The sequence below is a fragment of the Protofrankia sp. CiT1 genome (genome assembly GCF_917627335.1).
Classification (GTDB): domain Bacteria; phylum Actinomycetota; class Actinomycetes; order Frankiales; family Frankiaceae; genus Protofrankia.
This window is the reverse complement of the sequence record NZ_CAKJTP010000006.1, coordinates 24,390-35,119: the sequence shown is the minus strand read 5'-3', so window position 1 is coordinate 35,119 and position 10,730 is coordinate 24,390. Positions and strand designations below refer to the sequence as shown.

Genomic DNA, 10,730 nt, shown 5'->3' with positions numbered 1-10,730 from the left:
TAATCCCACATGCTTTCTCAAGCAAAGACTTGGGGACGTCGTAATCCATGATCACATAACGCCGAGCGACCAGAACACCCTGGATCCGGCGCAGCAGGCGCTCGTGGGCGGGGACGAGCTCCAAGCCCTTCTTCACGAAGACGACGGCTTCAGAACGCAGCACCGGCTCACCTACCAGGGCCAGCCCGTGAGCACGCAGCGTACGCCCGGTCTCCACCACGTCCGCGACGACATCGGCCACTCCGAGCCGGACAGCCGTCTCCACCGCGCCGTCCAGTTTGACAATGCGGGCGTCGATGCCACGGTCAGCCAGGTCGGCCGCGACCAGCCCGGGGAATGACGTGGCGATGCGCGTCCCGGCCAGGCCGGCGAGATCATCTAAGGTGCCCAGTGGCGCGGCGTAGTGAAAGGACGAGAATCCGAAGCCGAGCGGCAGCAGCTCGTCAGCGGCGACGCCGCTGTCGATGAGAAGATCGCGGCCGGTGATGCCGATGTCAAGGTGACCCGCCCCGACGTAGACGGCGATGTCACGGGGCCGGAGAAAGAAAAACTCCACATCGTTCTCGCCGTCAGCGATGACAAGTTCCGCCGATTCTCGCTGCGCCCGGTAGCCGGCGTCGACGAGCAGCTGACTGGATGCCGTGGCCAGTGCCCCTTTGTTGGGCACTGCTAGTCGAAGCATCATAGCCCCCGTGTCACGGTTTTGGCACCGGCTGCGCACAGCAGGCCCACTGTTACAGCCTTGAGTATACGTCGGCCGGTGTGAGACCCGCGGAAATCATCACCAACTGGCTCCAGTACAGCAGTTGCGACAACTCCTCCGCGACACGTTCGGACCCCTCGTACTCGGCCGACATCCAGGTTTCAGCAGCCTCTTCGAGCAGTTTCTTCCCGATATGGTGAATCCCTTTCTCAAGGGCGGCGACGCTACCCGATCCAGGCGTTCGTTCACGCCATTTTCCAGCCAGCTCCAGATACAGTTCATCGTACGTTTTCATCGCCGCGGAGACCCTGCCTTCCCACCGGTCACAAAAATGATCATTCTGGCCGCTGAAAGGATCTGTCCGCTGTCCGGGCTGTCCGGAATCCGGTAGGCCCGCGCTCGACAAGCACCACGACGGAGCTTCCCGCAGCCAGGAAGCCTCGTCCAGCCGGACGTGAACATATCGGGAGACCACCCAGATGGTAACGCACCACCGCCCCGAGCGGGCGGGGCCAGCCCGGGAGCGGGCGCACGAATCCACCGCCCGATCACCACAACCCGCCGCCGGCCCCGATCCGCATGCGGTTTACTGAACGACTGTGTTCCATCCCGCGCTCGTCGCCACTGACCTCGACGGGACCCTGATCCGAACAGACGGCTCGGTCTCCGCTCGTACCCGAGCCGCGCTGCATCGAGTCAGCGGCGCCGGCGCGCTCGTCGTGTTCGTCACCGGCCGCCCGACACGGGTGATGGCCGAGATCGTGGCCCAGACCGGCGCGTCGGGCCTGGCAATCTGCGCTAACGGCGCAATCGCCTATGATCTGGACAGCCATCGCGTGGTCAGGCATCGCACGCTGGACGTCACCACCGCGCTGCGCCTGGCCACTGAAATCCGGGCTGCCATACCGGACGTGTCTTTCGCGGTGGAAAGCGGCAGCCAGTTCGGACGGGAACCAGCCTTCAGCACGATATGGCCCGATCCGCACGAACGTGTCGGGGATATAACCGAACTTCTCCTGACAATGCCCGCGACGAAGCTTCTGGTCCGCCGGGAGCTGTGTGAGACCATGCTGGCCAGCGCCCGGGCCACGATCGTAGGGATCGCGGGCTCGGCGGCCGAGGTCACCACCTCGAGTCACGATCTCGTCGAAATTGCCGGCGCGGGCGTCTCCAAGGGAGTCGCCCTGGCGGAGATCGCGGAACAGTACAACATGCCCGCGCGGAACACGATCGCTTTCGGTGACATGCCGAACGATCTACCGATGTTCGCCTGGGCCGGGCACGCTGTCGCGGTCGCCAACGCCCATCCGGACGTCCTCGCGGCGGCCGATGAGATCACCGCCTCCAACGACGCCGACGGTGTCGCCCACGTCATCGAACGCATCTTCCCCTGAGCTTGCCCATTGAAAAAGATCATTTCGATGGAGGTCAGGATGAGGTCATGGCCACATCTGCCACCACCTCGGCGGGGGGCGCTGGGATGGGCGGTGCCGCGGGCACCAGCCCAGGCGCCTCCCATCCACCGTCCCATGACATTGATCCCGATTTCCTGGCGCTGCCTCGCGCGGCGCTCGCGGACGCCGTGCTGCAGACCGCCCGCGACCTTGGCGTGACCCACGCCGACATCCGCATCGAACGGATCCGCGACGCGTCGTTGTCGTTCCGCGACGGCGGTCTGGAAAGCCGTGGCGACAGCCGGTCGGCCGGCTTCGCCGTCCGGGTCGTCCACGGTGGGACGTGGGGATTCGCCGCCAGCGTCGATCTCACCACCGACGAAGCGGTCCGGGTGACCAAGGAGGCCGTTGAACTCGCGCGGGTGGCCCGACCGCTCAACAGCGAACCGGTGGAGCTGGCCGACGAGCCCGTCTACACCGACGCGGTATGGGTGTCGGCCTACACGGTCGACCCGTTCACGATCGAAACCGCCGAGAAGATCGAACGGGTCGGCGGGCTGTGCCGCACGCTGCTGGCTGCCCCGGAGGTCGACCATGTCGACGGCCGGCTCGGGCAGGTGATGGAGAACAAGTTCTACGCGGACCTGGCCGGGACGACCACCACCCAACAACGGGTCAGAGTGATCTGCCAGCTCGAGGCGACCTGTGTCGATCGCGCCGCCGGCGGGTTCGAGACCATGCGCACGATCGCGCCGCCCGTCGGCCGCGGCTGGGAATGGCTGGTGGCGGGCACCGCCGCGGGCTGCTGGGACTGGGACGCTGAAATCGCGCTGATCCCGTCCCTGCTGGCGGAGAAGAGCCGGGCGCCTTCGGTGGAGGCAGGCCACTACGACCTGGTGATCGACCCGTCCAACCTGTGGCTGACCATCCACGAGTCGGTCGGCCACGCCACCGAGCTTGACCGTGCGCTCGGCTACGAAGCCGCGTACGCGGGCACCTCGTTCGCCACCCTCGACAAGATCATGTCATTGCGCTACGGCTCCCCCGCCATGCACGTCACCGGTGATCGCACCGCCCCGCACGGCCTGGCGACGATCGGCTACGACGACGAAGGCGTGCGGGCGGGCCAGTGGGACATCGTCCGCGCCGGAACCCTGGTCGGCTACCAGCTTGACCGTAGGATGGCCGCGCAGAACGCCGCAGCCCTGGGCACTGGTCGTTCCAACGGCTGCGCGTTCGCGGACTCCCCCGGGCACGTGCCGATCCAGCGGATGGCGAACGTGTCGCTGCAACCGGCACCGGGCGGGCCGTCCACGGACGAACTGATCTCCCGGGTGGAGCGCGGGATCTACGTGGTGGGCGACAAGAGCTGGTCGATCGACATGCAGCGGTACAACTTCCAGTTCACCGGCCAGCGCTTCTACGAGATCCGCGGTGGCCAGCTCGTCGGGCAGCTGCGCGACGTCGCCTACCAGGCGACCACCACCGACTTCTGGGGGTCGCTGGAAGCCGTGGGCGGCGAGGCGACCTATGTCCTGGGCGGCGCGTTCAACTGCGGCAAGGGCCAGCCCGGCCAGGTCGCCGCGGTGAGCCACGGCTGTCCGTCCGTGCTGTTGCGGGGCATCAACATCCTTAACACCCAGCGAGAGGCAGGCCGGTGAGCCCGCTGCGGTCCCACGAGGTCGTTGAACAGGCGCTGGCGTCGTCACGGGCCGACGGCTGCGTAGTGATTGCCGACGAGTCGAGCACGGTGAACCTCCGCTGGGCCAACAACACGCTGACCACCAACGGCGCGGCCCGGGATCGCTCCGTCACCGTGATCAGCGTGGTGGGCCGCGCGTTCGGGGTCCGCTCCGCGAGCGATGTCACCGATGGCGACGCCCTGACGAAGCTGCTGCGTTTGTCCGAGGCTGACGCCCGCGAGGCTGAAAACGCCGACGACTACGCCGAGCTGCTTGGTCCCGACGCCGGCAGCACCCAGGCGGGCTCGTCCGGCGGGACAGCGGCGGCCGCGCGCGCGGCGGCGGAGGCTGCGGCGACCTTCACCGACCCCGCGCAGCGCACCAGCACCGGTGTGTTCGCCGAGTTCGCCCGCGACCTCGGCGACGCCTTCGACGCGGCACGGGCCGACGGGCGCCGCCTGTTCGGCTTCGCTCAGCACGAGCTGACCACCACCTGGCTCGGCACCTCCGCGGGGCTCCGGCTACGCCACAGCCAGCCGGCCGGCTCCGTGGAATGGAACGCCAAGAGCGCAACGCCTGGCGGCTCGGTGTGGCATGGCCAGTCAACACACGATTTCACCGACGTGTCCGTGCCGGACACCGACGTCCTCCTGCGCCAGCGCCTGGCCTGGGCCGCGCGCTCGGTGGATCTGCCGGCCGGCCGCTATGAGACATTGCTGCCGCCGTCCGCCGTCGCGGACCTGCTCAGCTATGCCTACTGGTCGGCGGCTGGCCGCGACGCGGCCGAGGGACGCACGGTCTTCAGCCAGGCCGGCGGCGGGACCAGAATCGGTCAGCCACTCGGCCCGCCCGGCCTGCGCCTGTTCAGCGACCCGTTCGACCCGGAGCTGTCAGCGACACCGTTCGTCATCGCGACATCCTCATCCGCGACATCGAGTGTGTTCGACAACGGGCTGCCGCTGCGGCGTACCGACTGGATCACAGACGGCACGTTGACCGCGCTGCTCCAGACCCGAGCGTCGGCCCGCGCCAGCGCCCAGGCTGTGACCCCGTTCATCGACAACCTGACCCTCGATGGTGGTGGGACTGCCTCACTGGACGAGATGATCTCGAAAACCTCTCGTGGGCTGTTGCTGACCTGCCTGTGGTATATCCGCGAGGTCGACCCGCGGCTCCTCCTGCTGACCGGGCTCACCCGTGACGGCGTCTACCTGATCGAGGACGGTGAGGTCACCGGCACGGTGAACAACTTCCGCTTCAACGAGAGCCCGGTGGACCTGCTGGGCCGGCTTACCGAGGTGGGGACCACGGTCCGGACGCTTCCACGCGAATGGGCGGACTGGTTCACGCTTGCGCGGATGCCGGCTGTGCGCATCCCCGACTTCAACATGAGCTCGGTCAGCCCCGCCAGCTGACCGGGTGGCGAGCCCATGACGCGGGCCCAGTCCGGCCGCGCGGACGGCACCTACGGATATATCACCTGTGGATATATTCAGCCGGCTGCATACAGCCGGCGTCTACAGATAGGCGCCGCGACCGAACTGCTCTCCGGACTGGGAACCGCTCGGCAGCGCCCGCCGCCGCATCTCCTCCAGCTGGGCCCGCGCGGCCATCTGCTGGGCGAACAGCGCCGTCTGGATGCCGTGGAAGAGTCCTTCGAGCCAGCCGACGAGCTGGGCCTGAGCGATCCGGAGTTCGGCATCGCTCGGCGTCTGCGTCTCGTCAAAGGGGAGCGTGAGCCGGCCCAGCTCGTTCTGAAGATCAGGAGCAAGGCCGCTGGAGAGCTCATTGATCGAATTACGGTGGATCTCCCGGAGGCGGAGCCGGCTTGCTTCATCCAGCGGTGCCGCCCGCACCTCCTCCAGCAACTGTTTGATCATCGAGCCTATCCGCATAACCTTGTCCGGCTGGGACACCATCTCCATGAGCATGTTCGACTGGTCACCGTGACCGTCCCCGCCGCTGCCGCCGTCAGCGCCACCGCCGGGGACCGGGGGCGTGGCTGTGTCGCCACCGACATCAGCCGGCGCCATCCGTGAGCTGGCACCCGCCGTAGCGGCGTTCACAGCACCGTCCGGTCCAATGATCACAATCTGTGGGTCCGGTTGATCTGCCATGGGTCCATCCTGCCTGGTCGCTCCGGCAAACATGTAGGCAGGATGGAGATGAGTCCCGACCTGGCCACTTTCAGTGGTATTCGGAGTATTCCGAACCTGGCAGCGCCAGCAGGACCTTACCCACGTGCCCGAGAGCCTCGACGTGCCGGTGCGCGTCAGCGACCCGCTCAATCGGGAACACCCGATCGACGACCGGCATGATCGCCCCTGCCTCGACCGCCGGCCAGAGACGTTCGCGGACGGCCGCCACGATCGCCGCCTTCTGCGCCTCCGGCCGGCCACGCAATGACACCGCGTGCACGACGCCCCGTTTCGCCAGCAACATCCCGAGGTTCAGTTCACCTCTGCCGCCGCCCTGAAGCCCGATCACGACGAGCCGCCCCTCGACGGCCAGCGCGGCCACGTTGCGAGCCAGGTAGGAAGCACCCATATTGTCAAGGATGACGTCCGCTCCGCGGCCGTCGGTGAACTCCTTCAGGCGGGCGACGAAGTCCTCGTCCCGGTAGGAAACAGCACAATCGGCTCCGAGCTCGCGGACCCGGGCGAGCTTCATCGGGCTGCCCGCGGTGGTCACAATGGTCGTCGACGGCCGGAGGGCCCGCGCCGCCTGGATCGCGAACGTGCCGATCCCCGACGCTCCGCCGTGCACGAGGAACACCTCACCGTCGCTCAGGCCGGCCAGCCCGAACACCGTCGAGCAGACGGTGGCGGCGACCTCGGGCAGCCCGGCCGCCGCCACCAGCGACACACCAGCCGGCACCGGCAGCACCTGGGCGGCGGGCACGTTGACCCTGGTCGCGTACCCACCGCCGGAAAGCAACGCGCAGACTTCGTCGTCAACCCGCCAGGCAGTCACGCCGTCACCAATCGCCGCGACCCGGCCGGAGCACTCCAGCCCGAGCACCTGGGAAGCGCCTGGCGGAGGCGGATAGAGACCTTGTCGTTGCAGTAGGTCAGCCCGGTTCACCGCGGAGGCAGCCACCTCAATGGCCACCTCACCCGGACCGGGGAGGGGCAGATCGGCCACCTCGGCCCAGGACATGACCTCAGGGCCACCTGGCGACATCGCTGTCACGGCATACACAGATACACGGTATCCGTGTGCCGCGGCGCTCCGGCACCACGCTCCGGCACCACGCTCAGGACGGGATCGCCAGCCGCAGATCACAGACACGCAGCAACAGATGGTAGGGGTCCGACGGCGAGCCGGAGAAAATCTTCAGTTTTCGGCACCACTCCCGAGCCGAGGCGTCCTCGACATGAATGATGAGGATGGGCGTGTGGGCTGGTCCCGCCGCATACGCGGCCTGCCGCAGAGCATCAGCCACGAGTACCCGGCCGACGCCGCGGTGGCGATCCGCGAGGTCGACACCAACCCTGGAAATGATCAATACCGGTGTCTGTCCGCCATCCCCCACCAGGCTGCCGCTGGACAGCGCGTAATAACCAGCGACATCGTCTCCAGAGCCCCGCCGGATGACCCGCACCCGGTTACGCCCGCTCCGCGCCGCGGCGAGTGCCTGTTCCCGCAACCAGGTCGTTGTCGGCAACGATCCGCAGTCGAACGCCGAACAGCGATGATGGGACGCAAGCGTTTCAATATCATTGAACCCGTGCGCGCCGCTGCCGTGCCCGGCTGTCTGCAGCAGGCTCGCAAGCCCCGCCGGCAGTCGCGGAGGCTTCGCAACCAGCGCGCCGAGGTTATCTTCCTGTTCGGTCGAGAGGCAGAAGAGCCGACGGTCCGCCAGGACGTCGGTCGCCGCCCTGGTGGCATGAGCGATCACGAAATCGGCGACCGGAATACCTGCCGCGTCGCTGGCCGCGGCCAACAGGCGCCAGACGCGTCCGTTCTCGCCGGTACCGACAGGATCAATCTTCACCATCGACATCCGTGAACCTCCAGCACCCCATGGCATTACTCTATGAACCTAAATACTCTACCCAAAGTAACAGGCGGCGAATCATCCCAACACCCGGCGGAACCGGTAAGAGCGACCGGCAATAGGGGTGTGGGTCAAAGAGCGGGGCTGGGGTGCGTGCATCGCGAGGCGGCGGAGGGAGCCACTGGAGGTGGTGGGTGGCGACCGACGAGCCGGCGTACCCGTGCGTCGCGCGGCGATGGACGCGCAGCGATGGATGGGGAGCGGATGGATGGGGAGCGATGACGCGAGGTGCGCAGCCCAGCCCCGCGATAGCCCCGGCGCTGCCGCGTCCCCTGTTGCCGGCCGTCGGCTCTTACGCCGCGGGAAACCCAGGCCACAACCAGCTCAGGGGCTGAGGCCCACGAGATACCGAGGGCATCCCGTACGGGCACACATGCCGGCTCGGGTTCGGGCTCCGCCGGAGCGGGCGTGGTGTACGGCGACGGCTCGTGCGGCGCGGGCGGGAGGTCCGGGGCGTCCGGCAGCAGGGGGCCCGGATCGTCCGGAACGGGAACGTCCGGATCAAGCGGGGGTGGTGTGCCAGGCTGGTGGGGACGAACGGCCTGCTTGGGCTGAACGTTAACGCGCGGCGCAACCATATGCGCGGGAGTACCCTGGCCGGCGGTGTGGGGAAACATCACCATTGAGATCCAGCAACGACCGCGACCCACTTGTCAGGACCCCGCTCACCGCGGCCGCGGACGAGCGTGCGCTGCACGCAACTACATGCAGTAAACAGTTAGTCGTGGCAAGCAGCTCTACGCAAGAAAAACTTTGATCTTGTTATGTTGTCGGATTGTCAAGTTACGCCAACCCGATCGAGACCGCACCCTGGCAGTCAGACATACTTCGACTGCGTTGCCTGCGGGGCTACCCCTCGATCATCATCGAACCGCCGGGAACGCGTCGGCCATCGGACGAGCTACGGGAGCACTCCGGTTGGAACGGGACAACTACACCGATGGTGACAGGTCCGCCAGCTCGGAAGCGGAGTTCCACGTCTTCTTCGAACAGCATCATCGCCAGCTCGCGCGGCTCGCCTACCTGCTGACCAACGATCACGACGCGGCTGACGACATCACCGCCGACGCGTTCACCGCGGCCTGGCGGCACTGGGCCAGGGTGCGACAGGTGGACAATCCCCTGGCATACATGCGCCGTACCGTCGCGAACATGGCAACCAGCCGGCTGCGGCGGATCATGCGTGAACGGCGCGGTCTGGGGATGCTCGGCAACATGGCCGAGACCAACAGCGTCGACACCGATGTACCGGCCGTCGTCGATGTCCGGGCCGCGTTGATGTCGCTTCCCGCTCGCAAACGGGAATGCGTGGTGCTCCGTTACGCATTCGACCTGTCGGAGCATGAGACCGCGCGCACCCTGGGAATATCCGTCGGCACGGTCAAGAGCCAGACGTCCAAGGGCGCGGGCGAGCTGGAACGGCTACTGGCCGCAAGCGCCCATGAGACCGCGTGGGTGGCGTCGTCCCCACCGGTGGCCACCCCCCCGGCCAGAGGAGGGACGAAAACAGGCGCGCGCAAGGGGCTGTCGCGCCCGCGGCGAGACGTTGACCCACCGGCGCGATTGCGGGGAGGAGAAGCCACGTGACAGGCGCCCGTCGTAGGCACGGTGGCAGCCGCGCCCACATCGAGGCTGAGTCGTGGCTGCCGGCCGCGCTGACCAGAGCGGCGTTGACGCACGAGCCGAACACCGCCGAAATCCGCGGACGCATGGCCAGGGCGGCTGGCGGCGCGCCAGCACCAGGCGATCGCGCCTGTGCTCCCCACGCCAGCCGGCAACGCGCGCGCTCAGCGCCACGCGGCGGCCTGCGATCGAGGCTGAGCCGTTCCGCGTGGCCATTTCCGCGCCGCCCCACAATGATCGTCATCGGCATGGCCACCGGCATGCTGAGCATCGCCGCGATCACCTTGATCGGCGTACGGGCCATCCCACCGTTCGACGACCGCCGGCCCATCACCGCGATAGCGGTACCAGCGCCCTCGACCTCGGCATCGCCCCGCTCCCCGGCCCTGCCAGCATCACCCACGAACTCCCCCCTGGACGGGCCGGACCAGGCCGAACCGGCCGCGGCGCCACTCGCGACAAATACCACAACGCCCGCGACACCCCGAGCCACGGCAACAACATCGATCATCAACGATCAACAGATAGCAATCTCCTCATTCGCAATTCCAGCACAAACAATCATCCTTCCATTGCGAAATTGTAGGGATTGGGTACTCTACGGGCTCGGGAACACTTTCCCCGTCCGGGAACAAGCGCGCGCGGACCTTCGCAACCCCCTCATCGGCCAGCTCGGCATTGTCGGGGCCAGCCCGACGGCGGTGACCGGAACGAGGGGCCGTTTCGACTGGAGCGGCGGCAGGCCGCAGGCGACCGGCAGGGATTACACCGGCCGCCTGGCCGTACCGGCTTCCGGTGAGCTCAAGCTGACCGTCTCGCTGGCGGCGGCCGCGGACGGCCACTTGGACCTGTATCTCGGCACCCTCGGAGTCCGCGGCGAGGTCCAAGCCACCCTCGACGGACAGCCCAGCCCCCCGGCGTCGTTGGTGGCGCCCCAGGCGGGCCGCTGGGCCGACACGGTTGTCCGGATCAGCTTCGGCGCTGTCACCGGGCCGCGCAGCCTGACGGTCACGGTGTCGGCCGCGGCCGGAGACAGGGACGGTGATGGCCAGTTCCCGGGGTTCCAACACGACGGCGGGACCTCGTCCCGGTGGCCGCCAGGAGCGGTGTCCTCGGGACAGATCTCACTTGCCGCGGCCGTACTCCTCGAGGATTAAGAGCGCCCGGCAATAGGGGTGTGGATCAAGGAGTGGGGCTGGGGTGCGTGCATCGCGAGGCGGCGGAGGGAGCCACCGGAGGTGGTGGGTGGCGACTGACGAGCCGGGGTA

Annotated in this window: 10 protein-coding genes; 5 read left to right on the top strand and 5 right to left on the bottom strand. The window is 67.6% G+C overall.

Translation table 11 applies throughout. The annotated features are described in order from the left end of the window. Nucleotides 1-682 (bottom strand): ATP phosphoribosyltransferase (gene hisG / locus MJ785_RS02275; RefSeq protein WP_239379972.1); only part of this gene is annotated, 682 nt, incomplete at its 3' end. A gap of 52 nt (nt 683-734) precedes the next feature. Then, a complete protein-coding gene (locus MJ785_RS02270) occupies nt 735-998 on the bottom strand; it encodes a phosphoribosyl-ATP diphosphatase (protein WP_239310411.1) in 264 nt (87 codons plus the stop codon). A 304-nt stretch (nt 999-1,302) separates the two neighbouring features. On the opposite strand from MJ785_RS02270, the gene MJ785_RS02265 reads away from it, so the two are divergent. The 3 genes from MJ785_RS02265 to MJ785_RS02255 all read left to right on the top strand — a co-directional run bounded on the left by MJ785_RS02265 (nt 1,303) and on the right by MJ785_RS02255 (nt 5,194). Next, nucleotides 1,303-2,097, top strand: coding sequence for an HAD family hydrolase (locus MJ785_RS02265; RefSeq protein WP_239310412.1), 795 nt, complete (start codon nt 1,303-1,305; stop codon nt 2,095-2,097). Nucleotides 2,098-2,183: 86 nt separating this feature from the next. Then, on the top strand, nt 2,184-3,758 hold the full coding sequence (locus tag MJ785_RS02260; RefSeq protein ID WP_239310428.1) for a TldD/PmbA family protein: 1,575 nt from the start codon (nt 2,184-2,186) through the stop codon (nt 3,756-3,758). Next, nucleotides 3,755-5,194: a metallopeptidase TldD-related protein gene (locus tag MJ785_RS02255; RefSeq protein WP_239310413.1), complete on the top strand. Its 1,440-nt coding sequence runs from the start codon at nt 3,755-3,757 to the stop codon at nt 5,192-5,194. Before MJ785_RS02260 ends, MJ785_RS02255 begins: the two co-directional genes overlap by 4 nt. Before the next feature lie 102 nt (nt 5,195-5,296). Here MJ785_RS02255 and MJ785_RS02250 read toward each other — a convergent pair whose 3' ends face one another. From MJ785_RS02250 to MJ785_RS02240, 3 genes are all read right to left on the bottom strand, one after another. Next, the gene (locus tag MJ785_RS02250; protein ID WP_239345471.1) at nt 5,297-5,896 is read right to left on the bottom strand and encodes a bacterial proteasome activator family protein; all 600 of its coding nucleotides are present in this window, start codon (nt 5,894-5,896) and stop codon (nt 5,297-5,299) included. A gap of 70 nt (nt 5,897-5,966) precedes the next feature. Further along, the gene (locus tag MJ785_RS02245) at nt 5,967-6,980 is read right to left on the bottom strand and encodes an NAD(P)H-quinone oxidoreductase (protein WP_239345469.1); all 1,014 of its coding nucleotides are present in this window, start codon (nt 6,978-6,980) and stop codon (nt 5,967-5,969) included. A gap of 55 nt (nt 6,981-7,035) precedes the next feature. Then, complete coding sequence (locus tag MJ785_RS02240; RefSeq protein ID WP_239310416.1) at nt 7,036-7,785, bottom strand: DUF1778 domain-containing protein; 750 nt, start codon at nt 7,783-7,785, stop codon at nt 7,036-7,038. A gap of 972 nt (nt 7,786-8,757) precedes the next feature. Here MJ785_RS02240 and MJ785_RS02235 point away from each other — a divergent pair. Together MJ785_RS02235 and MJ785_RS02230 are read left to right on the top strand one after the other, a co-directional pair. Further along, the gene (locus MJ785_RS02235; protein WP_239310417.1) at nt 8,758-9,426 is read left to right on the top strand and encodes a SigE family RNA polymerase sigma factor; all 669 of its coding nucleotides are present in this window, start codon (nt 8,758-8,760) and stop codon (nt 9,424-9,426) included. After that, the gene (locus tag MJ785_RS02230) at nt 9,423-10,619 is read left to right on the top strand and encodes a hypothetical protein (protein WP_239379971.1); all 1,197 of its coding nucleotides are present in this window, start codon (nt 9,423-9,425) and stop codon (nt 10,617-10,619) included. Before MJ785_RS02235 ends, MJ785_RS02230 begins: the two co-directional genes overlap by 4 nt. Nucleotides 10,620-10,730: the final 111 nt, after the last annotated feature.

Excerpts from the sequence above, each read along its gene's own strand:
- MJ785_RS02270 (WP_239310411.1), bottom strand. The coding sequence starts at position 998 with ATGAAAACGTACGATGAACTGTATCTGGAGCTGGCTGGAAAATGGCGT.
- MJ785_RS02260 (WP_239310428.1), top strand. The coding sequence starts at position 2,184 with ATGGGCGGTGCCGCGGGCACCAGCCCAGGCGCCTCCCATCCACCGTCC.
- MJ785_RS02250 (WP_239345471.1), bottom strand. The coding sequence starts at position 5,896 with ATGGCAGATCAACCGGACCCACAGATTGTGATCATTGGACCGGACGGT.
- MJ785_RS02240 (WP_239310416.1), bottom strand. The coding sequence starts at position 7,785 with ATGTCGATGGTGAAGATTGATCCTGTCGGTACCGGCGAGAACGGACGC.